Below are 25,479 nucleotides of genomic sequence, written 5' to 3'. Positions count from 1 at the left end.
GTGCCTGGAGCGGAAATCAACAGGCCAGATAGCAGGGACAATCAATTCAATCAATTAATTAAACATCGGTAATTTAGATTTAGACAAATAATAAATTGCCGAGAAAAATCCCCTTTCTCGACAATCTGATAACCCCCAACAGGGGTTATTTTATTTAGATATAATCAATTAAAACATCATCTAATGGCAATCTAGTTGTATGATGAGCCGGTGCAGCAGCCTTCCCTATGGCGATTAAGACAACAGGGAAAAAGCGTTCAGGGAGGTCAAATTTCTTCGCAAATTGCTCTTTGCTAAAACCACCCATGGGCACAGTATCATAGCCTCTATCCTTTGCAATTAACATCAGCTGCATGGAAACTAGTCCGGCATCAAAGGAAGCAATGTTTTTCAGAATCTCTTCCGAAGCAAAAGGATACGTTTTGTTGGTGTTTTCGATTAATCGGTTCATGCTTACTTCATCTAAATATCCAGCTTCAAATGCACTGCGGTAAACTTTTTCTACACTTTTATACATCTCTTTATCGCCAATGACTGCAATAACGGCGGAAGCTGTTTCCACCTGCTCTTGATTGTTCGCAATTGTTCTAAGTTCTTTTTTAACTTCTTGGTCTTCGATCACAATAAAGCGCCATGGCTGCAAATTACTAGATGATGGTGCTTTTGTAGCTTCTTTTAGAATATCATTAATTTCTTCTTTAGAAATTTTATAGGTTGCGTCATATTTTCTTACTGAATGACGTTCATTAATCAATTCAGTCAAACTTTTTGTACTCACAGAATTTGCCATCGATGATTCCTCCTTTTGGATGGGAGTTGTTACTTATCGTTTGTTTATCCCTCCATAACGATACCATGAAATCATTACCTCTATACAAGTAAAATGCTTGCACTTTGAAAAAAGTGCAAGCATTAGTTATGAAGGGCTTGGCCTGTGAAACAGCCCCATGACTTCAATTGTTTCGGTAATATTTACGAAAGCAGTTGGATCTACTTCTGTTATCAGGGTTTTTACTTCATTTAGTTCGTAACGGGAAATAACTGTAACCATAACATTACGTTTATTATTTGAATAGCCGCCTACTCCATCCATAATAGTTAAACCACGGTACAGGTTAGTCAGTAAATGCTGTCTCATCTCTTCGCCTTTTTCAGTTATGATCATGATTGTTAATTTTGCATGATCGGTATAGATAGCATCTACAACTTTACCGGTTACAAATATGGAAACTAATGTATTAAGAGCGGCATCCCACGTGAACAAAAATCCACTTATTAATATAACCACTGCGTTCATGCCAGAAAGTAAAACGCCTATTGGAAAGTCTTTTTTGCGTGCAACTATCATTCCTATGATATCAAAACCTCCAGTTGATCCTGAACAGCGGAACACGATTCCCACTCCTAAGCCTGTTAAAGCTCCACCGAATATGGAAGAAAGGATCGTACCTTTTGCGATTGGGAATTCTGGTATGACAGAAAGCCCTACAGAAATAATTAATACTGAAAAGATGGAATTCATGATAAATTTTTTCCCAAGCATTTTATATCCAATGATTAATAACGGGAAATTCAATAGAAAGTTGGCCACCCCTGTATTTATGGGGGTAATCATTCCAAACATCATGGAAATTCCACTTAATCCGCTGCTTAACACTTCATGTGGAATTAAAAAAAGATTAAAGGCAATAACAATAATAAGGGATCCAATTATAAGTCCAAAAATCCGCACAAGGAAATCCTCCCATACTTCTCCATTTATTTAAAAATAATACTGATAATATTTCTTCATGTAAATTTAATAGTTTTTTATAAAAATAATAAATTATCTGACATTTTTTCAATTGCCCTTTAATTAAGAGGAATAAGGATAATCTCCTATTAACATCTCTTTATGATATTCCCATTAACATGAATAATTATTCAACCTTCATTAGATTTCATGCTATTGAAAGAATTTTTTAGGAAGAATGATTGACAATAATTCAATAACATTTATAATTTAGTAATATATTAAACTTCATAAATAAATCCTCATCAAACCGATGAGGTAGAGGTCGCGGTTTTTATTAGTATAACGGACGAGATGCAGAGACATTTTTGACTCCGTTTGAAAGGAAAAACTGCCGAAGTGTGCTTTCTTCTCTGAATAAGCATGCTGGGGCTGTCTCCAAATAGGAACAGAACTGTCACGAATGGACCTACCAGCTGTTCGTGTTGAGCTATCTTTCGGAAGGTATGATGCGGGGTATTAAAAATGCCATCGATGTCTATCTCGATGGTTTTTTTTATTCCAAACTCCTTCCATAAACTAATCAAAAGGGAGTTATAATTATGCAAACTTCACGGGTATTAAAAGAAGATGTAAGCATAGATATCAATCCATCTAATAAAGATGGATTGAAACGTAGCTTAAAATCGAGACACCTGACGATGATTTCACTTGGAGGTACAATTGGTACAGGGCTATTCCTAGCAAGTGGCGGAGCCATCCATTCTGCTGGTCCAGGAGGTGCAATCCTTTCTTATCTCGTTATTGGCGTAATGGTGTACTTTTTAATGCAAAGCTTAGCAGAAATGGGTGCGTACATGCCGGTCGCAGGAAGTTTTAGTACCTATGCCACTAAATTCGTTGATCCTTCACTTGGTTTTGCACTTGGCTGGAATTACTGGTATAACTGGGCCATTACCATTGCAGCAGAATTAGCTGCTGTTACGATGATTATGAAATTCTGGTTCCCGCATACTCCATCGATTATTTGGAGCGGCATCTTTCTAGTCGTTATGTTTTTATTAAATTTCCTTTCTGTAAAGGGCTTTGGAGAAGCTGAATATTGGTTCTCCTTAGTGAAAGTGGTTACGGTAATTATCTTTATCGTTACTGGTACCTTAATGATTTTTGGCATTATGGGAGACGAAGCAGTTGGGTTTAAAAACTTCACTGTTGGTGATGCTCCCTTCCACGGCGGGTTCATGGCAATGCTTGGTATCTTTATGGCAGCTGGTTTTTCATTCCAAGGGACAGAGTTACTTGGAGTTGCAGCTGGGGAAACAGATAATCCTACTAAAGCCATCCCGCGTGCAGTTAAACAAGTATTCTGGCGTATCCTTTTATTTTATGTTTTAGCTATTTTAGTTATCGGCCTTTTAATTCCTTATACTAATGGCAACTTAGCGAATGGTGATGTTACAGTCAGTCCTTTCACACTTGTTTTCCAAAAAGCAGGTATTGCTTTTGCTGCATCAGTTATGAACGCGGTTATCTTAACAGCAGTACTTTCAGCAGGAAATTCAGGCATGTACGCTTCAACCCGTATGCTTTGGGATTTGGCTCGTGAGGGCAAAGCACCGAAATTCCTTGGTAAATTAAATAAAAATGGCGTTCCTGTCAATGCATTAATTGCAACAACCTTAGTTGGTACACTTGCATTCCTTGCGTCTTTCTTTGGCGATGGCACTGTTTACGTTTGGCTGTTAAACGCATCTGGTATGTCAGGTTTTATCGCCTGGCTAGGAATTGCGATTTGTCATTATCGCTTCCGGAAGGCATATGTCGCTCAAGGAAAAGACTTAAACTTATTACCATATAAATCTAAATTCTTCCCATTTGGACCGATTTTCGCCTTTGCTGTCTGCGGTTTCGTTGTCTTAGGGCAAAACTATTCAGCATTTATGGGCGACCATATTGATTGGAATGGCGTTTTAGTTTCCTATATTGGATTGCCATTATTCCTCATTTTATGGCTTGGTTATAAAATCACAAAGAAAACCAAAGTTATTCCCTTAGAAAAATGTGACCTAAATAATTAATGTTAAAAGAGCACGCAAAATTAGAGCGTGCTCTTTTTTCATCATAATTTAACTGTTACTTCAGTACCATCTTTTAATTTGGTTTCAACCAAAGTTAATCCTCTATACTCTATTAGTGCCTTTAACAAAGGCTTTACATCTTTTTTATCTATTTGCGGAATCGTAAACTTTTTCCCATCATTTTCGATTGCTTTATTAACAAATCTTGTTATTCTTTTTGAAGTAATCACTCTTAAAAGTAGGTTTAAGATCGGGTATGGAACAGGTATGGTTATCTTTTTTTCTTTTAATTTCAATCGGACTTTAAGCATAGATTTATTCAATGACCACGAAAACTTTTTCACCTTTTGCCGAGGTGATATCGACAATCTGTCCGTCTACTTCATTTTCGATAGCATCGATTAACATGTCTACATTAACATGCTTTACATACTTTTCAGCCTCAGGGATTTTTTCAGCGATGCTTGTGCCCACTTTTAATACCGCTTTAATTAATTTTATCGGCAAGTTCACATTTACGTTATCGCCTTCTTCTGAGGAAACGCGGATCTTTAATGTTTTATTTAAATACGAAGCATCTTTGTTAAGTGGAATGGATTGCTCCTTACCTTGAAGTACATTAATCAATTCTGTTGCTTTTTCTTTATCCAGCTTCCCTTCTTCAACCATCGTTAACACCCTTGAAATCTCTTCTTTCATTTATAGTTCCCCCTCTTTTAATAAATGAATGGCCTCTTCAGCAGTGATTTCGCCTTTTTCAAGCATCGAAACAATTTTCTTCTTATCTATTTCCATCTTTTTATTTGTGGAGTGACCAAGCGAAGTAATAATATCGTCTAATTTTCCACGGACGGTTGGGTAGGAAATTCCAAGTTCTTTTTCAACTTCCTTAATATTTCCACGGCATTTTAAAAAAGTCTCTATAAACTGAAGCTGATCCTGACCAAGAGCTGCAAATTTAGATAGTTGAAATTCATTTTCAACAGTCGTTTGGCAATGGGTACACTGAAGCTTCGTAATTTTTAATTGTTTGCTGCAAACCGGGCAATTTGTTATGAGCGGATAAGCCATAATAATCTCCTTTCCTTTATTAACCACATCATACAATATTTTATAAAGCTTTTAAAGGTATTAATTTAATTTTTTGATTAAAAATAATAAAAAAATTAATTATGTTAAATTAGATATTAATTATATTGTCGCATTGATATAAAAAAAAACAGACTCACAATTGAGTCTGTTTTAAATGAACAATTAACTTAACTTTTCCTCTAAAGACCAAACATATAAATCTTCAATTTGGCAATTTAATTCTTTGGAAATGGTCATCGCAGTATTTAAGTTCATTACTTTCTTTGATATGTAGTCGTTAAGTTGACTTTTCGGAATTTGTGTATTCCGCTCCAAACTATCCAAGTCCATACCGTTTTTCGCTAATAAATCCTTGAGGTTGCTTTTCTTTGCTTTATAATTGGTCAAAAATGACACCTCACTTTTTTTAAGCATAACACAGTTAGATGGTAATAGAAAGGAAGTTGGTTACATTCATTGTATGTTATAATTAAAAAGAACATAAAAGGGGTGTTAATTTGAAAAGCACAAATAACCGTTTTAATAACGGTCAAGCTGTTAATATTAGAGAAACTGGCGAGGTTGTTACCATATTAAAATGGCAATACGTTAAAAATATGAAAAGATTTTCTTATACTGTTAAGGAACATCCTGGTACATTTTATTTCGAGGAAGAATTGAAAAATATTTAAGACAACTTTAAAAAGAAGACCATTTCAGTGAATTGGTCTTCTTTTTGTAAAATAAAGTTTAAAATTCTGCACTACCAGTTGTTCTTGGGAATGGAATGACGTCTCTAATGTTGGACATTCCTGTTAGATACATAATTAAACGCTCAAAGCCAAGACCGTATCCAGAATGCTTTGTTCCGCCATATTTTCTTAATTCTAAATACCACCAATAATCTTCTTCACTCATACCAAGTTCGTTAATTTTACCTGCAAGTATATCTTCGCGCTCTTCACGCTGACTGCCGCCGATTAGCTCTCCGATTCCCGGAACAAGCAAATCAGTCGCAGCAACAGTTTTGTTGTCTTCATTTAAACGCATATAGAAAGCTTTAATTTCCTTTGGATAATCCGTGACGAAAACAGGACGCTTAAATACCTTTTCACATAAATATCTTTCGTGTTCTGTTTGCAAATCAAGACCCCATTCAACAGGATATGCAAAAGTTTCATCTGCTTCTTTTAATAGCTCAATGGCTTCTGTGTAGGTAACACGGCCGAATTCTGCAGTGTGAGCATTATTTAAACGGTCTAATAAACCTTTTTCAATAAAGCTGTTAAAGAAGTTCATTTCCTCTGGAGCTTGTTCTAATACGTAACCAATCACATATTTAACCATCTCTTCAGAAAGGTCCATTATTTCCGGAAGTTCTGCGAATGCGAGCTCAGGCTCAATCATCCAGAATTCAGCTGCATGTCTTGCTGTGTTGGAGTTTTCTGCTCTAAAGGTAGGTCCGAAAGTATAAACATTACGGAATGCTAATGCAAATGCTTCCGCAGATAATTGTCCGCTAACAGTCAGATTTGTTTCTTTGTTAAAGAAATCCTTAGTCAAATCTGTTTTTCCTTCTTCATTTTTTGGAAGGTTGTCCAAATCTAGAGCAGTTACACGGAACATTTCTCCTGCACCTTCTGTATCACTGCCAGTAATGATTGGAGAGTGAACATAAACGAAACCTTTATCCTGGAAAAATTTATGAATTGCATAAGACGCTAAAGACCTAACACGGAAGACGGCAGAGAATGTGTTTGTTCTAGGTCTTAAGTGAGCAATCGTCCGTAAGTATTCAAAGGTATGCTTTTTCTTCTGCAAAGGATAATCCACATTAGAGATTCCCTCAATGGCTATGTTCGTTGCTTTAATTTCAAATGGCTGCTTAGCTTGAGGAGTATGAATAAATTCTCCTTCTACTTTAATCGTAGAGCTAATAGGCAGCTTGGCGATTTCCTTAAAGTTCTCTAATTGATCATCGAAAACGATTTGCACGCCTTTAAAGAAGCTGCCATCATTTAATTCAATGAAACCAAAGGTTTTGGAATCGCGAATTGTTCTGATCCAGCCGGATAATTGCACCTTTTGTTCCACGTAGCTTTCTGTATTTCTGTACAAATCCTTAATTAAGGCTTGTTTCATTGATATATCCTCCTATGTATAACTGGTAATGGATAAATAAAAACCCTTCATCCCAATGGGGACGAAAGGTAGAGTAAGGTATTACAAATCATCATTTTTCTTTTATCCCTTCAATATTATACAAAAAATTCAACTCAATAAGCAATATACAACAAATTAAGGCTCAAGAAATTCTAATATTTCCTTCGCACGGCCTTTATAGAAAACCGTTTTCCAGCCATTTTTCAAGGTATACGGCCCTTCCTCAGGAGCAATTCCAGCTTTTGAAAACTTTTCCATAATATCTTTTATACTTTTTGTTTCAAAACATAGATGAACATTTCCAGGAAGAGATTCCCCTTGATTTACTTCAATAAGTTCAAGATGGAAATCTCCATTCCGTAAAAATAGGATTTCTTCACCAGCAAACTCTACCTTTTCATCCTCGACAAACCCCAATAGAGTTAAATAAAAATCCTTAACTATGAGAACGTCAGTAACTTCCATTGCGTAATGATGGATTTTTAACATACTATTTTCCTGCCATTATAAAATAAGATTCATATCGCCAAATTCATGCCATAAATAACCCAATGCGATTGCCTCTTGATAGGCATTGAATAAATTCTGCTGGTTGACAAAGGCTGAGAGCATATCTAAATGGCTTGCTTCTGGTTCATGCATTCCTGTGATAATACCATCTGCGATTTTCAAGTCAAATTTCTTGGTAATATAAAGATTAGTCCAACCAGAAAGATTCCCATTTTCTGCAGCAGTCTCCATCGCTCGGACAACTGTCGTACCAACAGCAATTACCCTTTTACCATTCATCTTTGCCTGTAAAATATCCTCCCAAGCCTCAGCTGGAATGTTATATTCTTCAGGATTTTCAGTTGGTGAATGATCCCATTTATCATCCAAAAAATAGCTGAGCCCTGTATGAAGCTGGATAAAAACGAGTTTTATCCCCTTTTTCTGTAATTTAAATAATAATTCCCAGCTGAACGCGCGCCCGGCAGAAGGCATTTCAACAGATCCAGGATGAGTGGCAAAAACTGTTTGGTAATAACCAAGTTCCCATGGGCTATTAATATATTCATAACGAACTGGCTCACCGATTGCATAGATTTCATCATACAATTCAGAACCTTTTTGATTAAATCTGATAGTAATAAACGGGCGATTTTTAGGTGCAGATACCACCTCCCCGGTCAGACTCGGTGAAAAGACAAGCAGATCGCCATTTTCAATCCTCTCACTAACAGCCAGTGCTTCCCAGCTGCTTTCATTAATCCGTCGGGCTAAGCGGATTTCAATTTCTCGATAGATTAAATTTCCCTCGCGCATCAGTTTCGAAGTTAATATTGCTGGTACTGTTCTGCTGCTGTTTAGAACAAGAACATCGCCCTTTTTTAAATAAACTTCAAGATTAAAAAAGTGATCATGTGATGTTTGCCCGGTCTTGCGGTCTTGGACCATCATTTTAACCTGGTCTCTGCGGACTCCTCTTCTTTCTGGCGGCATAGAGGCATTTAAAACGGAAGGCAGTTCAAATTTAAGCGTTTCTTGCAGCATCTTCAACACTCCCTTGAGTAAATTCCTGTGCTCGGAATCGCTGTCCGTTTACCTTCTTAGATTTATCAGAGGCAAGGTAAAGGAAAACTTCGACAACATCATTGGGATTGGCTAATTCATAGTCACAATCAGGTACTGCTAATTGGTGCATCTCTGTATCCATTTCACCAGGATCAACCATATTTACCCGGACACCCGTATCGCCCACCTCATCTGCCCATGTTTCAGTTAGTCCTTCAACTGCAAATTTTGAAATCCCGTAGGCCCCCCAGCCAGCATATCCTGTGTTACCCGCTTCTGAAGTTACATTTATGACTGAACCGCTATTTCTAAGCAGCATGCCTGGCAGCACCCTCCTAGTGACTAAAAACGTGCTCACTGCATTGACCCTTAACACTTCAACAAAATCTTCCTCCGGGAAATCTAATAGTAAAGGCATCGGACTTGGTCCCAGGATCGAAGCATTATTTATCAAAACATCAATTTTCCCAAAGGCATTCTCAGTAACCGCCACAAATCTTTCTACATCTCTCGATTTAGAAATATCTGCCGTTACCGTGATTACATTAGGTGCACCAAGGGATTCAGCTTCTTTTTTAACATTTTCTAAATCATGTTCACCTCTTGCACAAATTGCCAAGCTAGCTCCTTTTCGAGCAAATGCTAAAGTTAATGCTTTCCCTAATCCCTTTGAAGCACCTGTAATCATCACTACTTGATTGTTTTCCATTTTATAAAACCCCTTACGATTCATTTTGTTTTCTATGGTTCTATCATAAGGAATTTGTAGTTTTATCACCTCGTAAAGAAGCTTGATTCTATCTACGACTTTAGTCTAATATTTTTTAATAATTTTCAGAAAATTAGCAGGAAATTTAAAATTGCGGTCGAATTATATAAAAAAGTTAGATTCTTGATTTATGAGGAGTGTTTGCAGTGGATAAGATTACTTGCATTGCCTATCTTCTTTACAAGTCTTCTAAGAATCAAGACATCAGAGAAAAAGCCATCCAATTATTGAATGGCGATGTATCCGTTCGAGAGTTAAAGAAAAATGTTTCCATTCAAGCCCATCTTGTCATCGTTGAATCCTTACTTAAGAAAAATCAAATTGACAAGAATCAGGTGCAGCTATTTGTGGAGGAATTTATGACTGTTGAGATTTGATAGCTTCCCTTTTAGGAAGTTTTCTATACGATTGATTTTTGATAGCATAATATTCCACTTCCATTTTTGGATGATGTCGTTTTAAAATAAACAAATCCTTGCGACTCCCAAAAATGCTGCGCTTTTTTATTTTCTTGTAACACACCAATTCGGACAGTGTCCAAACCTCGTTTTAGCATCTCTTTTTCAAATAGTGCATAGGCCTGTGCACCAAAACCATAACCTTGGTAATCAACATGTATCATAAGTAAACCTAACCATGGAAAATGATCATTTGAATTTTTCAGCATAAAATCAATGACACCTATATATGTATCATCTAGTTTAATAAAAGCACTAAGTGTGTTTTGATTTAAAAATTCTTCTTCAAGATCTTCTAGTTCCCTTGTTTCTTTACCGTTTTCAAATACATTATACTCGGGGTTTGAATTAACTATTTCAACAGCAATATACAGTGTATCTTTCTTAATCTCTTCTAAAAACATTGACATTATTTATCACCTTACAATTCATTCTTGGAACCATTATATCAAAAATTCATTTATACCTTTTAGCAAACTTTCAAATACAATTTAGAAAAGAAAGGTGATTCCCATGGTACAAGTTGAAGTAACGATTACGTTTGAAGGCAGAAGCTATTTAACGAATGTAATAACAACCCGGGACACAACCGATGAAGAAATCCTTCGACTTGCTTTTGAGCAAGTTCAAAAGCAATGGAAAAAATAATCTCTCACTAAAAACACAGCGGCAGGCTAATGCTGCTGTGTTTCTTATTTAATCAACTTTTTTAATTGTTGGGAATGAATTTTCTAAGTGTGCCATAGGAAATAATTGAACCAATCAAGGCTAACATAATTGCCTCCTTTCATTAACGAAAAAGCTGCAAGATTCTCAAAACCTGCAGCTTTGACTTTGATTAAATTATTACATAGGAATCTTTCGGAACAGAATTTAATAACGGACTGATTGGCCCTGCTGCAAATAGATGCAATTCATGCATGGCCCTAGTACAGACCGTATAAAAGAGCTTTCGTTCACTTTCACTTCTATATGCTGAACTATCGTACAAAATGACCGCATCAAATTCAATTCCTTTAGCAAGATACGACGGAATCACCAGAATGCCTTTCTCATAAGAAATCGTACCTTTTTCGATTAAATGGATCGAGACTTTATTCTTAAGCGCCTCATACACGATTTTACTTTCCTCTGCAGTGCGGCAGATGGCGGCGATTGTCTTATGCCCTTGTTTCTCAATGGCTTTAATTTTCTCAGCAATGAGAGTAGTTAGCTCTGATTGTTCTGCCCTTTCTAATATAGGCTTTCTGCCTCTCCGGTTAAAAGGTTCAATTTTATCTCCACCGTCTATCAACCCACTTGTAAATTCCACGATTTCTCTAGTTGAACGATACGTTTTAGTTAAAACATACGTTTCAATGTCGTCACCTTTCAAGTCTAAATCTGTTAATACAGTTTCGGACCCCGTCGCGCCTGAAAAGATGGCTTGATTGAAATCACCTAGCAAGGTCATCTTACTATACGGGAATAATTTTTGGATAAAAGCAAATTGAAATGGAGTATAATCCTGCGCTTCATCAATAAAGATGTGGCGGATAGAAGTATTCGATCTCCGCCCTTGAATTAAATCCTGCAGATAGACATATGGAGTGGCATCCTCATAAGGAACTTCCCCAGTTGTCAATTTATCTACTGTTTGCATCGCAAAACTTTCCCAATTGTCTGGTAAGTTTACCTTCAATCTATGTCCCGATTCAAAAATTTGCCGATAAATCCCCGGCATGTCGATAAATTTCAAATTTTTCACCCTTGCAAATAAAGGCTTAAATTTTTCTTTCACTACCATTTCAGCTAAAAATTTTTGTTCTCTTTCAAAATCATCAAAAGTATTTTCAGTAAAATGGCTCTTCTCTTGAAGCTTCTTGTATGCCTCCATATAATCTTCTTTTTCAAGAAATTGAATTTCATCCTCCACCCAACTTCTTGAACGCTCTTGTTTCATCGCACGTTTCAACTCTTTTATCAACCATTCTTTAACTAGCTGTATCCGATTTGGCATGGTGAAATTCTTATCTAAATTATAAAAATGTTGATGGATTTCACTTTTCGAAATTAATACATCACCTCTAAAGATCAAATCTCTAAAAAGCAAACCCTCTTTTGATAAAATGGATGTATATTGATCGATGATTTGTTTAAATTCGAGACTTGCCTTATAACGGATGCCAGAAACTCTAACCTGAAATTCCTCGTCATTTTGTCCGTTTAACAAATACTCCATCTGATTGAATGAGTCTTCTACTTCAAATTCATGACCCAAACGATGATTTAGGTACTCCATAAAAGTCGCTTGCTGCATATTTTCTTCCCCAAGTTCAGGAAGCACGGTGGCCACATAGCTATTGAACAAGGGATTGGGAGAAAACAGCATAATATTTTCCGACTTTAGCGTATCTCGATAGCGATATAACAAATAGGCTACCCTCTGCAATGCCGCTGAGGTTTTCCCGCTTCCCGCTACCCCTTGGACAATAAGTAACTTACTTTTTTCATTTCGGATAATCAGATTTTGTTCACGTTGAATCGTCGCAACAATACTTTTCATTTGTGTGCTTGCGTTGTTCCCAAGCACTTCCTGGAGCATTTCATCGCCAATTGTTACCCCGGTATCAAACATTCCTTTAATTTCTGAAGCACGAATAATAAATTGACGCTTTAGTTCCATTTCTCCTTCAATGTTTCCATCCATGGTTTTATAATGGGCTGGACCTGGAGAATAATCATAATAAAGGCTCGAAATTGGTGCACGCCAATCATAAATTAAAAAATTCTCGTCATCCTGATCCATAAACGAAGCGATTCCCAAATAAACACTTTCTGTTTCTTTTTCTCCATCCTCCAAAAAATCAATTCTTCCAAAGTATGGGGAATATTTAAGCCGATCAAGCGTTTTAAGGTGTTTATCCAGTTGTTTATGGGTCCGTTCCCGCTCTGAAAGTAATTCTGACTGCTGCTTAATACTCGCTGCCGTTTCGATAACATCATCAGGATCATCCAAATTAACGGTAACATCTTCCCAAAAGGTTTTTCGTAGCTCCAGAACGTCTGAACTGACTTTGCCGGTATTTCGCATTAATTTATTTTCTTTTTTCTCAATTTCTACGACAACCTCATGTACCCGTTCTTGTTCCAATTGCCAAACTTTATTCTGTTTTTCGTTCATGAAACCACTCCCCAGAAAAAATTTTGGTCCTTTTGTTTGACTTTCACAAACTAATATGTTAATGTTATTATAGGGTATTTTAACCGAAATATGACATTTTACATATTAAACCAAAATTCATTTTATCACGCTTCTTAAACTTTCACAAGTGAATTTTTAAGACTAATAAAAAATGCACGAGGCATTTTTTATTAGTCTTTTTTGTTTTTCAATAATTCGTTCGCTCCATCCTCATAAACCCAATTCCTATATTCTCCATAAATAAAGATCATGATCAATCTTATTCCAAGGTAAGAAAATGGTTGAAGATTATTTTTTAAAAGCTTGATCCTTACGAAAAATTTATTTAAACAAGCGGCAAATAAAACAACTCCCAGCTTCACTGCAACAGTGTTTTTCTTTTTTAACGAAAATGCTGTAAATAAAGACAATAGAATTGTGTATAAAGGTGATAAGATAAAATGTTCTCTCCATGAATGGTACTTTCCTATACCAAAACGGTACAGCCTTGAAAAAGCAAACATTAAAAATAAATTGGTTTCGGTAACCATGATCATGAAAAAGAGTGTGATAAATCGTACTATTGATGCTTTTTTATTTAATGAAGCAAACCAGAAATCACTTAATTTAAAATAAAGCGGCAGAAGGATTAACGTGTATATTGATTTCCAGCCCGATAGCCTAAAAACCCCCAGCCATAAAAATAGTTTTTCTACTAAATAAAAATAAATGCCTGCAGCTACTTTTGTTCCCCAGCCTGATTTAATTCCAGTTAAAAAAACAGCCGTAAATGGCACATAAATAGCTTGCGATAAAAAAGCACCCAAAACATTATCAAATAGTTTTTTTTGAAGAATTTTTGGTTTATAGGAATATGACTTCAATAAATTAAAGACAAAGTACTCGAATAAATAGGAAAAACCCATATTCGCTAACAACAAAACAAATACTTTTTTTCGATTCCTGCTTTTTTGTACCGCAGCAATTAGAAGGAATGTATGTATTAGAAAAAGGATGAAAAAAGAGCTACGATTTCGTTTCAAGCTTCTCATCCATACAACACCTCCCTTATTAACAATTAATTTTTAGTATTTGCCATGATTGAAAAAAAATTATAAAAAATCAATTGACAACAAGATGTCCAACACAATATAATTTATCTTGAATTAAGTTATTTTAATTTCGAGATAAATAAATTCAAAACAAAAAAGGGAGAGATTAACCCATGTCTAAATCAAAATGGATATTAGATGCTGCGCACAGCAGTGTAGATTTTTCGGTTCGACACATGATGATTGCAAATGTAAAAGGTTCTTTCAACAGCTTTAATGCAACAATTGAAGCAGATCCAACTGATTTAACAACTGCATCAATCGAATTTGCGATTGAAACGGCTAGTGTTGACACTCGCAACCAAGATCGTGACGGACACTTAGCTTCAGCTGATTTTTTTGACGCTACAAATCATCCTAACATGACTTTCAAGGCTACTAATATTGAAAAAATAGATGACGGAGAATACAATGTGACTGGTGATTTAACTCTTCGTGGTGTAACAAAGAAAGAAACATTTGCTGTTTCATTTGAAGGTACAGGAAAAGATCCATGGGGTAATGAAAAGGCTGGCTTCAGTGCAACAGGCAGCATCAACCGTTCTGAATATGGCCTAGTTTGGAATGCTGCACTTGAAACAGGCGGCGTACTTGTTGGCGATAAAGTAAAAATCAACCTTCAAATTCAGGCTGCTAAAGCTTAATCTTCAATAAAAATAGAGGCAGTTCCGTTTGGAACTGCCTCTTTCCTTTGTTTTAGTCCTCAGGAAGTAGATTTAACTCATTTTTTAAAAACTTGGCCAGTTCTAACATGCCAAATTTACCAGCCATTTCTTCTGCATCTGAATTATAGTTTGTATTTGTGTTGATATCATAGGTGAATATTTCACCTGTTGAATTACGAATTAATTCAATTCCAGCGACATTAATGTGGTTAGCAGAGAGAATCTGCTCGTATTTTTTTAAAATTGGGTCATTAAATCCTTCAATGATTTGAAATTTAGTTTTTTCCGCAGTTTCACCTACAGGACAAAATAAATCCCCAATTTGACAGGCATCTGCTGGACATAATTGAAAACCTTCTGAAGTATCCACCTTTACTGCATAAATAAATTTTCCGCCAACGAATTCACAGCGGGTAATAAAACTTTCCGGTGCTTGGATATATTCTTGAATTAATGTAATCCCATCAACCGGTTCCTCAAATGAAGGACCTTCAACATAACTCCGTAAAGCATCTATTGACTGAAATAATTGGACACCAAGTCCTTTTCCTGCACGGTTGTGTTTGGTTATAAAAGGTATTCCATCAAATTCAGCTGCTGCCTCTAATATTTGTTCTTTACCAACAGCTGCAAGGGTCCGCGGAGTTTGGATGCCATGTTTAGTTAGCTCAAGGTATTGCAAAACCTTGCTTACCTCTAGCTGGAGGGCGCGGGTCCCATTAAAAACTTTTCTCCCATGGGATTCAAGCCAGGCAAGGACCTGTGCTGTAAATTCCGGTGCAAAGCGGTGTCCTCTCGTATGAGAAGAGGCACTCATCCGATTATAAAAAACCCCTTCTGGTGGTTCTTTAGATAGATCCAGCCTTCCTCGATCTAGATGCCATTCTTCATATGGGACTTTTAATTCATCTAAGCGCTTCGTTAGATGAATGGTCCATTCGTTATTTTCATGGATGATATAAACTTTTTTCATCGAAAAGTCTCCTCTTTTGCTGATTATACTATTATATTTTAATTGTAAATTTCGCTTGTCGTTTTGTGAAGGTAGAAACGGAAAGATGTGACAAAAATCCCTCATACAAAATATGTCAAATTCCCTATTTTTTGCTCGAATTTACAGAAAATTGAGCAAATTTTCCTGTTGTGTTATTTCAATATTCGAAATATTATTAAAAGGCACTCTATTTTTTCCTAAGGGGGAAGATTATTGAAAAAGCTATTAAAAACAGGACTTACTACAGCTGTTATCGCAGGTACACTATTTTCCGGCTTTCCTGGAAACTATGCGAAAACTTCGGCTGCCGTCCAAAACCAGGGTCAAAGTCAAGCTTCAGTCTCTCATTCTTATGGTTCGCTAGACTTATCTGTAGTAAATGAGGACAAATTACTAGATTCCCTTATTAAACAGGGTATCATCTCCAAAGAAGCATCTTCTGCAGAGCAGCAAAAAGCACTACATAATTACCTAGAGTTAAAGGGGAAGCAAGATAAAGAAACCACTGTTGATCCTTTAGCCGCAAAAGTAAAAGCAGCAGATGCACAAAAACAAAGGAAATTTAAAGATTTCAATTATGGATTGTTAAATGGAAGCGGTAACAAAAATGGCCAATTGAAGGGCAATCCTGACCCTGTAAAAGAAGGAAAATCGCCTGGCATTCAGAAACAAGGAAAACTATTAACATTAACAGTAGAATTCTCTGATTTACCACATAATAGTATTCAGCCTGGGGAAACAGATAATTACTATAAAGATTATAATCTTGAACACTATGAAGATATGATTTTTGGTGAGCATGGGGTAGAAGGTCCAAACGGTGAAAATCTAGTATCACAAAAGCAATATTATGAAGAACAATCAGGTGGAACATATACTGTTAATGGAAAAGCATATGGATGGTTAAAGGTACCTGGTACTGCAAAATACTATGGTGCGGATAGAACAACTGGAGGCCACGATAACGTCACACCAGGTGGAGCAAAAAAATTGGTTGCTGACACCTACGCTGCTGCAAAAGCTGCTGGAATTCCTCTTCAAGACTATGATTTAGAAGATCCGCATGATCTAGATGGAGACGGAAACTTCTGGGAGCCGGATGGATTAGTAGACCACTTACAGATTATCCATTCCGGGATCGGCCAAGAAGCAGGCGGTGGTAAGCAAGGCAGTGAAGCCATTTGGTCTCACCGTTCAGCTACACTCGTTGATCCAGATGGTTTAGGCAAAGGTTTACCTGGATTCTATGATTACACAATGATGCCTGAAGACGGTGCAACTGGTGTTTTCGCACACGAATATGGACATGATTTAGGTCTACCAGATGAATATGACACGATTTATTCTGGTCAAGGTGAGCCAATCGATTATTGGTCCATCATGTCAAGCGGTTCATGGGCTGGTAAAATCCCGGGTGCAGAACCAACAGGCTTCTCTCCTTGGGCTAAACAGTATTTCCAAACCACACTTGGTGGAAAATGGACAAGTCCGAAGGTTGTAGAATGGGACCAAGTCTCCACAAAAGGAACACAATTCTTACTTGACCAAGCAAATTCACCACTTGGACAAAATAATCAAGCTATTCGGGTGAATCTTCCTAAGAAGAAAACACCTATCAATACTCCAGCTGCTGGTAATTATGAGTTCTGGGGCGGACAAGCTGATGAAATGGATTCCAATATGGTAACTAATGTGGATTTAACAGGAAAAACATCTGGTACCTTAACCTTCGATGCTTGGTATGATACTGAAGAGCAATGGGATTTTGGTTTCGTACAAGTATCCACTGATAATGGCTCAACTTGGAAGTCTTTAGGAAATGATCATACTCGTTCAGATGTGGTTGCTGAAGGATATCCAACTATCTTAAATTCAATGCCTGGTTTCACTGGAAATTCCAATGGATGGCAAGCACAGACTTTTGATTTATCAGCATATGCAGGTCAAAAAATTCAACTTCGCGTTCGCTATGCAACAGACTGGGGAACCTCAAAACTTGGATTCTTTGTTGATAACCTAAAAGTAGTTGCAGATGGTCAAACTTTAGTAAATGATGGTGCTGAAAATTCAACTTCTCAATTTTCTTTAAACGGTTTCACTAAAATGGATGGGAACAAATTAACTAACCATTACTATCTACTTGAATGGAGAAATCATAAAGGTGTCGATGCAGGTCTTGCCCATATTAAGCGCGGTAATTCCTTAATGAGCTTTGATGGTGGATTAGTGGTCTGGTATGTGGATGATAGCTTTACTGAAAACTGGACTGGTCCAGTTGAAAATGGAGGGCATCCTGGTGATGGGTTCCTTGGAGTAGTTGATGCCCATTTAGCTCAAAGTTTATCATGGAGCAATAATGACCCAGTACTTTCTCGATTCTATACACGAGATGCTGCATTTGGCTTAAATCCAACCTCAAACCTATTTATTGATTATGGATTTAGAAATATGACTGCACCAAGTCAAGATGCTGTTTCACTATTCGACGATAGCAAATCTTTCTTAAATCCATTTTTACCAGATGAAGGACGAAACGTTCCTCACTTTGGACTAAAGGTTCGAGTAAACGGACAATCAACAGATAAATCTGTAGGCTCAATCGTAATCTATAAATAATAAATTTTAAGCCCACCTTCCTCTTTTTCGAAGGTGGGCCTTTTTTCTTCAATCTAAGGACTAATAACAACTCTAGTTCCATTCGGAACCATATCCGCAAGCTGCAAAACATCCCGATTGTACATCCTTACACATCCATGGGAAACGGCTTTTCCGATTGAACTAGGATCATTGGTACCATGTATCCCATAACCCTGTTTTGAAAGGGACATCCATAAAACACCAAACGGCCCTCCAGGATTGTACTGGCGATTTACAATGACATATTCTCCAGTTGGAGTATTGGTCAGCATCTTCCCAACTGCAATTGGAAAGATTCTAACTAGTCTCCCATTATTAAATAAAGTTAGTCTTCTCTTCCCTACTGAAATCTGAATAGAAAAAGGGATCGTACTCGGCTCCGGCAGACCGGGAATTTGTATTTTTTGTCCTGCATGCAAATGCCCTATTCCGGGATTTGCAGCATAAAGCCGCCTGAGGCTAACCCGATAATTAGCGGATATGATAGGTAATGTTTCACCAGCTTTAACTGTATGAATCATCCCATACCACCCCCTTTTTAGATTAGCATATGAAAAATCGTTGGACTATGATACCTCCCTATTCAAAGCGGAATAAGGAAGACATATCCTCTCTAATATGGTGGATATAAAAATAATCATTGCTCGCGGCATCATATACATAGTCCTTTTTCAAATCTGAAATGTTGCTGACAATTTCCCCCATTGCATGAGCAAACAATGAAATTTCTTCATTTGTCATTATTGGATGTAAAGAAAAGCGAACCCATCCAGGTTTTGTGGACATATCCCCGTGGTCTATTTGATCGGTTATTAGCTTTGATGAATTTTCATCTATGTTATATAGGTAATGTCCATAAGTTCCCGCACACGAACAGCCTCCCCTTACCTGAATGCCAAATCGATCATTAAGTAAGCGGACAATTAAGTTGTAGTGTATGTGTTCCACATAAAAAGATACAATGCCTAAGCGCTCCCTGATGTGACCGTCTAATATGTGTAGAGTTGGAATTTCCTCTAATTGTGATAGCAAAAGAGAAAGCTGTTCTTTTTCTCTTTTTAAGATGTTTGGAACCCCCATTTGTTTTTTCAAATTCAAGCAAAGTGCGATTCGAATGGCTTGAAGTATGCCCGGAGTACCTCCGTCTTCACGCAGTTCAATGTCATCATAATATTTATGATTGCCCCAAGGATTTGTCCATGTCACCGTTCCTCCTCCGGGATGATCGGGTACCTTATTTTTATATAATCGAGAATCAAACACTAATACCCCGCTAGTTCCAGGTCCCCCTAAAAATTTATGGGGTGAGAAAAAAATAGCATCTAGTTTTTCCAGCGGATCTTCTGGATGCATATCAATCTTGATATATGGAGCCGATGCGGCAAAGTCCACACAACAAATCCCGCCATGTTTATGCATCATTTTTGCTAACTGATGATAGGGAGTTTGGATTCCAGATACATTGGAACAGGCAGTAAATGAACCGATTTTAATCCGGCGGTTTTTATAACGAGTTAGTTGTTGTTCCAATTGTTGAACATCCACTCTTCCTTCCTGATCGGGTGGAATGATCACTACCTCTCCCAAAGTCTCGAGCCAAGAGGTATGATTTGAATGGTGCTCCATGTGAGTCAGAAAAATAATCGGTCTATCTTCGTCAGGGAGCTGCAGGCTGTTTTTCCACTGTTCTGGCACTCTGATTCCTATGAGCCTTTGAAATTTGTTGATGACTGATGTCATCCCAAAACCATCCAAGATAACAGCGTCATTCTTATCGGCATTAACATGTTCCTTTATAATTTTTCTGGATTGCTTATATATTCCCGTCATCATAAGACTGGTAATATTGGATTCTGTGTGGGTATTGGCCATATATGGTCCAAATACATCAGAAATTTTTTGCTCAATCGGTCTATACAAACGGCCACTGGCAGTCCAGTCGGCATAAATAATTTTCTTTTTGCCGTAGGGCGATTCAAACTCTTGATTCATCCCAATCACTTGCTTGCGAAACGATTGAAAATACTCCTCGAGGTTATCCGGGATTTGATAGGTATTACTTCCAATTTTTGCCGTTATCATGTATTGACACCTCGCTATTCCATCATGCTATTTATTTAATATATGCAAATCCCTTTTGGAGTGGTTCACGCCAAACAAAAAGGAAGCATCCGTTAAACGGTGCCTCCTAAGATAGTTAATAAGTAGTAATTTTCGCTGATTCTTTCTTGGTCACTTCTTCAATTTTTTGAATAAACATTTGAAACACTCTTCGCTTTTCCTCAAGATCCTTTATGTATTCCTTCAGCTGATTATAGCTTTCTTCAAACGGCTTGTGATACATTTGGCGAATTTTTTCAATTATTTCTTCATTTACTGTCGATTGAATTACCTGTTTGGTAATCCCATATTTATAGGAATAAACCTTTAATTCCTGTGCCACTTCATCATATTCCGACGCAATTTCATCAAGAACGAGTGAAATATCATCCCTCCACTCTTCTAGTGATTTCTGCAAATAAGATTTTACCATTGTTTCTTCCATATAAACACCAGCCCCATTAGAGTCTTTGTTCTATTATAGCTGTGATAGTTTACACGGAAGTTTCGGACAGATTACAATGCTTTGTCATTATCGAAATTTTTCATATTAATATAGAAAGAACTGAGCAGCTTTTGATGCCCAGTTCCTCTCCTTAGCCAAAAGATGGTTTTTGTAAGGAACAACGCGTACTTTCTGAATGAAGTTCCGGAGCAAATTCCGCTAATTTTTTTATAAAATAACAGGTTTCGGGAAAGTGATGCTCTATAAACCTTAAAGTTGTTTTATTTAATATCCGATTACCTTTATATTTTTCCATAATCGACCTGATGAACAAATTCATTTCAATAACGGTTCTTCCCACATCTAAGGCAAGCTCTTTCTGACGCGGGAAACCCTGCTCCATAAATCGAAGGAACCCTTTTACATGATGATTTTGCAGGATATACATCTGGAACCTTTGGGCATACCCATCAGTCTGCTTATCTACGGCCAATTCAATTGGATCTATGATATTCCTTAATAAAATGATATGACCGAGCTGATCCTCCAGCCATAAATCTAGCAATTGATCAAGTCTTAATGGTACAGGTTGTTGTCCATTTACATAATAAGAAAGAATCCTTAAGTACTCCTGATTTTCATTCAGTGTTCCATTTAAATAGGTTGGTGATAAGTTCAAATTTATTTCATTTTTTATCCTTAGATTTTGTAAATGACCCTCAAATCGATAATACTCAAATGAAACAGAATAAGCTTGTTTAGCAAAGGCAATTTGTTCACTTGCGGAAACACTTAGGTCTGGATTCAATTGGTGCAGGCTTTTAAGTAAGGCACCGAATGATTCTTTAAACCTTTCAGCGATGGAAATTGCCTCCTCTTCTTCTTTTGACAAGTGATCCCGAACAAATATTGCATGATCCTGGAGAATTTCCAGCCAAAATAAATGCTCTTCCCATATACTAATCGCAGAAATCATCCCCATTCCCCCCTAAAATGAGCATATTATTTAAACCACAAAAAAAGACGATTACCTTCTAAAAAGTAATCGCCTATCCTTATATGTCATTTTACCATTTGTGCAAAATCTTCAAGTGATGTTGAATATTTCACGTAACTTCTTGGCAAGAGATAGAGCTCATTTTTAATCCCGGTTTTTGTATATGGACCAGGGGTAGTAGTAAGTCCGTAGGAATAGTACTTTTTCGTTTCGTTTACAACATGTTCATCAGCATTTCCATAGGGGTAGGCCAAAGCTTTGACTGGTTTTCCCGTTATCCTCTGTATTTTTTCTTTCGATTCCTTAAGTTCATAGGTCAAATTCTCCACTTTGGTTAAATCCGGATGGGTTGCCGTATGAGATTGAATAGAAATCATGCCAGAATTCGCCATCATCTTTAAGTCTGACTGCGATAATCGATTGGAACGGCCAATAAAATCTGATATCACAAAAATAGTTCCAGCAGGCTTGAAATGATCCGTTTTCACTTTTTGAAAAATGGCAAAGACGTTCAAATTATTTTTATATCCATCATCAAAGGTAATAAAAATTGGCTTTTTCACTTTTTGAATATCTTGCCAGCGCTCAAAGGTCAACAAGGTATAGCCATGATCTCTCAAATAGATCATTTGTTTTTCAAAATTTTCCGGAGTAACATATAGCTCTTTCGAACCATGGCCTGAAAATTCATCAATTGAGTGATAGATAAGAATGGGTACCTTTTGCTGGGCGAAAACTACACTAGGAAGTCCAATTACGAAAAGACACAGGAAAAATAGCAGCTTTTTCATAAATTCCCTCACTTTATAACCTGTAAACGACTCCCGCATAGTTTTCCCCAATATTTCGATCTAAACCCCTCTTTTATTGCCCCAAATATAAGTATGCAATTGCGGAAGGACTTTTACATTTGTAAAATCATTATCATCCATCACCTTATTTATAAGCCACTCATACTTACTCAATAATTGACTTACTAACGACAGATTATCCATTGTCGTTAAATCATCATTTCCAACCTGTAAAAAGAAAGGCACATTAGGATAACGCTGATATACTTTTTTTGCATATTCATAATCCTCGTTATCAAAAATAACAACCTTTACACTAACATGTTTCGAGGGATCGGTCCCTTCAAGACGATGTATGATTGTATCAAGTAAAGAGAAGTCCGTTTCCATTTTTGAACTAGGCGGCTTTGGTGAAATTGTTAATTCATCAATATCTACGAACCAATCCTGCCATCTGCTGCCCTGCGTTTCTAGTCCTATTTTTATATTATTTTCTTTAAATAGTTCTATTAAAGTATCTAAATTTTTTAATAGAGCAGGGTTTCCGCCAGAGATTGTTACAAACGAAAAACCATTTCCCCCAAGTCTTTTTAGCTCTTCCCAAATTTCATTTGCTGTCATCATATTGATGTCATTTTTTCCTGTTCCATCCCATGTAAAAGCTGAATCACACCAGCTGCAGGCATAATCACAGCCCGCCGTTCTCACAAACATCGTTTTCTGACCGATAACCATGCCCTCGCCTTGGATGGTTGGGCCGAAAATTTCCATTACAGGCAATTTACTCAACTTCCATCCACTCCCTTCTGGCTTCCGCATAACTAGTCGGTGTTTCAAATAAACGGACAAATTCCACTCTAACACCGTGGTATTGTTTCTGTCTTTCATCCTGGCTAAGGGCTTCAGCCATTTTTTCATAAATCCAAACTACCATATTTTCTGCTGTCGTATTCATCGGCGGAAGGGTTTCATTTAAATACCGATGATCGAGGAAGATTTCAATTTCATTTTTCCAAATATCTTTAATATCGCCAAAGTCCATCATCAATCCGCGTTCATCGACAAAACCGCTCAATCCAAAAATCACTTTATAGGTATGTCCATGTAAGTTCTTACATTTTCCTTCATAGTTGTGCAGGTGATGGGCAGCATCGAAGGTGAATTCTTTACTAACCATTACACGCTTTTTATGATACCTTAGCTGTTCTTTTTGGATATCTACATCCATCTTTTGGAGTTTATCAACAATTCGAAAACCATACATGGCTGTTAAAACTCCTTTCGAATTTTCAAATATTCATCTAATCCGTTTTGTCGTAACTTACAGGCAGGACATTCTCCGCATCCACCGGCAATAATGCCATTGTAACAAGTTAACGTTTTTTCCCTGACAAAATCTAAAGCTCCTAATTTATCGGCTAATTCCCAAGTTTCGGCTTTGTTAATCCACATAAGTGGTGTGTGGATAACAAATTGAGAATCCATCGATAAGTTAAGGGTAACGTTCAAGGATTTCACAAAAATATCACGGCAGTCGGGATAGCCGCTAAAGTCTGTCTCACAAACACCTGTTACAATATGCTTGGCACCGATCTGACTCGCTAAGATTCCTGCAAACGTTAAAAAGACTAAATTTCTTCCAGGTACGAAGGATGATGGCAGCCCGCCCTCTTCGCCATCCTTCACTTCTATATCATCCCTTGTTAACGCACTTGGCGCTAACTGATTTAGCAGTGCCATGTCTAAAATATGGTGCCTGATACCAAGTTCATTTGCAATATTTTTGGCACATTCAATTTCAAGGCTGTGACGCTGATTATAGTTAAAAGTGACGACTTCCACTTCTTTAAATTGTTCCAATGCCCAGAATAGACATGTTGTACTATCCTGACCGCCGCTAAAGACTACTAATGCTTTACTGTTTTTCATTTTTTTCTCATTCTCCTTAAAATAGAAAAACAGCACCACTAAGAAGCAGTACTGTTCCTCTTAGTTTTTTTTGAGAGGGGTGCTAGAACCTCTACCGCATCTGCCTGCGGATTATTATATATTTCCGTTTCTAACTATACCACAAAATAAATATTTTCAAAGATAAAATTTTTGCTAATTCTATTTCATATTGCCGAAATCCACATCAAAAATAATCGCCAACATCACAATAAAGATAGATGACAGAAAAAGTGCTTTAATAGGTTTCCTGTAGTGAATGACAAGGATTGTAAACATAACGAAATTAAACACAATAGACCATAATAAATTCCAGCCATTATGATAAGTTATAGAGCCTAGTTGAACAGATATATATTCAAGCACAACAAAAATAAATACAAATAATGTAAGATAAAAAAATTTCCTGCCGTTTGATAAAGTATTGGGAAAATTGGACAAATAAACAAAGGTTGAAAGCGGCATTCCAATAATACATAAAAGTAAAATAGGAATTGTATGATTTGGCATACCGTTTTTTTCCATTGCCCACATGGGGTACTCTGAGCAAACAATTTCATACAACATATTGCCAACAGAAGCGAAAAGCATTGTTGGGTAGTACTGTTTCCAATTTCTCCAATCCCCCAACTTAATGGCAGCTATAATCCAAAGAATTGAATAGATAACCGCAACCATGAAGGCGTATTCCCCCTCTTAAATTGTTCATGCGACATTTTCCAATTAGTTTACACTCATCTATTTTAACTTACTCATTTCAAAAAAGAACTTCGCTCAATTTGCAGTAATATGTTGTTATTTCT

At 36.9% G+C, this 25,479-nt stretch carries 29 protein-coding genes and 1 riboswitch; of the genes, 6 read left to right on the top strand and 23 right to left on the bottom strand.

Annotated elements, in window-relative coordinates; all coding sequences use genetic code 11:
• Positions 1-154: 154 nt before the first annotated feature.
• Positions 155-790, bottom strand: coding sequence for a nitroreductase family protein (locus tag AC59HZ_RS27540; RefSeq protein ID WP_496548958.1), 636 nt, complete (start codon positions 788-790; stop codon positions 155-157).
• Positions 791-916: 126 nt separating this feature from the next.
• Complete coding sequence (locus AC59HZ_RS27535; protein WP_496548957.1) at positions 917-1,732, bottom strand: YitT family protein; 816 nt, start codon at positions 1,730-1,732, stop codon at positions 917-919.
• Between the two features lie 311 nt (positions 1,733-2,043).
• A riboswitch (Lysine riboswitch) is annotated at positions 2,044-2,233 on the top strand.
• A gap of 101 nt (positions 2,234-2,334) precedes the next feature.
• On the opposite strand from AC59HZ_RS27535, the gene AC59HZ_RS27530 reads away from it, so the two are divergent.
• On the top strand, positions 2,335-3,810 hold the full coding sequence (locus tag AC59HZ_RS27530; protein ID WP_496548956.1) for an amino acid permease: 1,476 nt from the start codon (positions 2,335-2,337) through the stop codon (positions 3,808-3,810).
• Between the two features lie 41 nt (positions 3,811-3,851).
• On the opposite strand, the gene AC59HZ_RS27525 is transcribed toward AC59HZ_RS27530, so the two are convergent.
• The 4 genes from AC59HZ_RS27525 to AC59HZ_RS27510 form a co-directional block, all read right to left on the bottom strand.
• Positions 3,852-4,106, bottom strand: coding sequence for a hypothetical protein (locus AC59HZ_RS27525; RefSeq protein WP_496548955.1), 255 nt, complete (start codon positions 4,104-4,106; stop codon positions 3,852-3,854).
• A gap of 19 nt (positions 4,107-4,125) precedes the next feature.
• A complete protein-coding gene (locus AC59HZ_RS27520; protein ID WP_496548954.1) occupies positions 4,126-4,509 on the bottom strand; it encodes an SHOCT-like domain-containing protein in 384 nt (127 codons plus the stop codon).
• Positions 4,510-4,881 (bottom strand): DUF2089 domain-containing protein, encoded by a 372-nt coding sequence (locus tag AC59HZ_RS27515; protein WP_496548953.1) that lies wholly within the window; start codon positions 4,879-4,881, stop codon positions 4,510-4,512.
• A gap of 183 nt (positions 4,882-5,064) precedes the next feature.
• Complete coding sequence (locus tag AC59HZ_RS27510; protein WP_223595553.1) at positions 5,065-5,289, bottom strand: helix-turn-helix domain-containing protein; 225 nt, start codon at positions 5,287-5,289, stop codon at positions 5,065-5,067.
• A gap of 110 nt (positions 5,290-5,399) precedes the next feature.
• Between AC59HZ_RS27510 and AC59HZ_RS27505 the strand changes: the two genes are divergently transcribed.
• Positions 5,400-5,573 carry a hypothetical protein gene (locus tag AC59HZ_RS27505; RefSeq protein WP_496548952.1) on the top strand — a complete coding sequence of 58 codons (174 nt, stop codon included), beginning with the start codon at positions 5,400-5,402 and terminating at the stop codon, positions 5,571-5,573.
• A 58-nt stretch (positions 5,574-5,631) separates the two neighbouring features.
• Here AC59HZ_RS27505 and asnS read toward each other — a convergent pair whose 3' ends face one another.
• The 4 genes from asnS to AC59HZ_RS27485 all read right to left on the bottom strand — a co-directional run bounded on the left by asnS (position 5,632) and on the right by AC59HZ_RS27485 (position 9,307).
• On the bottom strand, positions 5,632-7,023 hold the full coding sequence (gene asnS / locus AC59HZ_RS27500) for an asparagine--tRNA ligase (RefSeq protein WP_496548951.1): 1,392 nt from the start codon (positions 7,021-7,023) through the stop codon (positions 5,632-5,634).
• 156 nt (positions 7,024-7,179) lie between these two features.
• The gene (locus tag AC59HZ_RS27495; RefSeq protein ID WP_496548950.1) at positions 7,180-7,533 is read right to left on the bottom strand and encodes a VOC family protein; all 354 of its coding nucleotides are present in this window, start codon (positions 7,531-7,533) and stop codon (positions 7,180-7,182) included.
• Between the two features lie 15 nt (positions 7,534-7,548).
• Positions 7,549-8,577: an S-adenosylmethionine:tRNA ribosyltransferase-isomerase gene (locus tag AC59HZ_RS27490; RefSeq protein WP_496548949.1), complete on the bottom strand. Its 1,029-nt coding sequence runs from the start codon at positions 8,575-8,577 to the stop codon at positions 7,549-7,551.
• Entirely contained in the window at positions 8,558-9,307 is a 750-nt protein-coding gene (locus AC59HZ_RS27485; RefSeq protein WP_496548948.1) for an SDR family oxidoreductase, read from the bottom strand. The genes AC59HZ_RS27490 and AC59HZ_RS27485 overlap by 20 nt, the downstream gene beginning before the upstream one ends.
• 206 nt (positions 9,308-9,513) lie before the next feature.
• Here AC59HZ_RS27485 and AC59HZ_RS27480 point away from each other — a divergent pair, with 206 nt between their 5' ends.
• Positions 9,514-9,744 (top strand): hypothetical protein, encoded by a 231-nt coding sequence (locus AC59HZ_RS27480; protein ID WP_430069815.1) that lies wholly within the window; start codon positions 9,514-9,516, stop codon positions 9,742-9,744.
• Between the two features lie 23 nt (positions 9,745-9,767).
• Here the strand turns inward: AC59HZ_RS27480 and AC59HZ_RS27475 are convergent, their stop codons facing one another.
• A complete protein-coding gene (locus AC59HZ_RS27475; protein ID WP_496548947.1) occupies positions 9,768-10,235 on the bottom strand; it encodes a GNAT family N-acetyltransferase in 468 nt (155 codons plus the stop codon).
• Positions 10,236-10,338: 103 nt separating this feature from the next.
• On the opposite strand from AC59HZ_RS27475, the gene AC59HZ_RS27470 reads away from it, so the two are divergent.
• Positions 10,339-10,473 carry a BA3454 family stress response protein gene (locus tag AC59HZ_RS27470; protein WP_289988262.1) on the top strand — a complete coding sequence of 45 codons (135 nt, stop codon included), beginning with the start codon at positions 10,339-10,341 and terminating at the stop codon, positions 10,471-10,473.
• Between the two features lie 190 nt (positions 10,474-10,663).
• Here AC59HZ_RS27470 and helD read toward each other — a convergent pair whose 3' ends face one another.
• Positions 10,664-12,988 (bottom strand): RNA polymerase recycling motor HelD, encoded by a 2,325-nt coding sequence (helD, locus tag AC59HZ_RS27465; protein WP_496548946.1) that lies wholly within the window; start codon positions 12,986-12,988, stop codon positions 10,664-10,666.
• Between the two features lie 191 nt (positions 12,989-13,179).
• Positions 13,180-14,040 (bottom strand): hypothetical protein, encoded by an 861-nt coding sequence (locus AC59HZ_RS27460; RefSeq protein ID WP_496548945.1) that lies wholly within the window; start codon positions 14,038-14,040, stop codon positions 13,180-13,182.
• A gap of 173 nt (positions 14,041-14,213) precedes the next feature.
• Here AC59HZ_RS27460 and AC59HZ_RS27455 point away from each other — a divergent pair, with 173 nt between their 5' ends.
• Positions 14,214-14,744 carry a YceI family protein gene (locus AC59HZ_RS27455; RefSeq protein ID WP_496548944.1) on the top strand — a complete coding sequence of 177 codons (531 nt, stop codon included), beginning with the start codon at positions 14,214-14,216 and terminating at the stop codon, positions 14,742-14,744.
• 52 nt (positions 14,745-14,796) lie between these two features.
• Here the strand turns inward: AC59HZ_RS27455 and AC59HZ_RS27450 are convergent, their stop codons facing one another.
• Positions 14,797-15,738 carry an ATP-grasp domain-containing protein gene (locus AC59HZ_RS27450; protein ID WP_496548943.1) on the bottom strand — a complete coding sequence of 314 codons (942 nt, stop codon included), beginning with the start codon at positions 15,736-15,738 and terminating at the stop codon, positions 14,797-14,799.
• A 234-nt stretch (positions 15,739-15,972) separates the two neighbouring features.
• On the opposite strand from AC59HZ_RS27450, the gene AC59HZ_RS27445 reads away from it, so the two are divergent.
• Positions 15,973-18,375 carry an immune inhibitor A domain-containing protein gene (locus tag AC59HZ_RS27445; RefSeq protein ID WP_496548942.1) on the top strand — a complete coding sequence of 801 codons (2,403 nt, stop codon included), beginning with the start codon at positions 15,973-15,975 and terminating at the stop codon, positions 18,373-18,375.
• A gap of 53 nt (positions 18,376-18,428) precedes the next feature.
• On the opposite strand, the gene AC59HZ_RS27440 is transcribed toward AC59HZ_RS27445, so the two are convergent.
• The 9 genes from AC59HZ_RS27440 to AC59HZ_RS27400 all read right to left on the bottom strand — a co-directional run bounded on the left by AC59HZ_RS27440 (position 18,429) and on the right by AC59HZ_RS27400 (position 25,354).
• The gene (locus tag AC59HZ_RS27440) at positions 18,429-18,917 is read right to left on the bottom strand and encodes a L,D-transpeptidase family protein (RefSeq protein ID WP_496548941.1); all 489 of its coding nucleotides are present in this window, start codon (positions 18,915-18,917) and stop codon (positions 18,429-18,431) included.
• A 58-nt stretch (positions 18,918-18,975) separates the two neighbouring features.
• Positions 18,976-20,478 (bottom strand): aminotransferase class V-fold PLP-dependent enzyme, encoded by a 1,503-nt coding sequence (locus AC59HZ_RS27435; protein ID WP_496548940.1) that lies wholly within the window; start codon positions 20,476-20,478, stop codon positions 18,976-18,978.
• 115 nt (positions 20,479-20,593) lie between these two features.
• Entirely contained in the window at positions 20,594-20,941 is a 348-nt protein-coding gene (locus tag AC59HZ_RS27430) for a hypothetical protein (protein WP_430069784.1), read from the bottom strand.
• A 151-nt stretch (positions 20,942-21,092) separates the two neighbouring features.
• Positions 21,093-21,917 (bottom strand): DUF2935 domain-containing protein, encoded by an 825-nt coding sequence (locus AC59HZ_RS27425; RefSeq protein ID WP_496548939.1) that lies wholly within the window; start codon positions 21,915-21,917, stop codon positions 21,093-21,095.
• Positions 21,918-22,003: 86 nt separating this feature from the next.
• Positions 22,004-22,729, bottom strand: a complete 726-nt coding sequence (locus AC59HZ_RS27420) for a polysaccharide deacetylase family protein (RefSeq protein WP_496548938.1) — start codon at positions 22,727-22,729, stop codon at positions 22,004-22,006.
• A gap of 60 nt (positions 22,730-22,789) precedes the next feature.
• Positions 22,790-23,518 (bottom strand): 7-carboxy-7-deazaguanine synthase QueE, encoded by a 729-nt coding sequence (gene queE, locus AC59HZ_RS27415; RefSeq protein ID WP_496548937.1) that lies wholly within the window; start codon positions 23,516-23,518, stop codon positions 22,790-22,792.
• Complete coding sequence (queD, locus tag AC59HZ_RS27410; RefSeq protein WP_496548936.1) at positions 23,511-23,993, bottom strand: 6-carboxytetrahydropterin synthase QueD; 483 nt, start codon at positions 23,991-23,993, stop codon at positions 23,511-23,513. Before queD ends, queE begins: the two co-directional genes overlap by 8 nt.
• A 5-nt stretch (positions 23,994-23,998) precedes the next feature.
• Positions 23,999-24,658, bottom strand: coding sequence for a 7-cyano-7-deazaguanine synthase QueC (gene queC / locus AC59HZ_RS27405; protein WP_496548935.1), 660 nt, complete (start codon positions 24,656-24,658; stop codon positions 23,999-24,001).
• A 180-nt stretch (positions 24,659-24,838) separates the two neighbouring features.
• Positions 24,839-25,354, bottom strand: a complete 516-nt coding sequence (locus tag AC59HZ_RS27400) for a CBO0543 family protein (protein ID WP_496548934.1) — start codon at positions 25,352-25,354, stop codon at positions 24,839-24,841.
• Positions 25,355-25,479 lie beyond the last annotated feature (125 nt).

This window comes from Neobacillus sp. DZ-9 (genome assembly GCF_059587065.1).
This window is presented reverse-complemented; position numbering and strand designations above follow the sequence as displayed.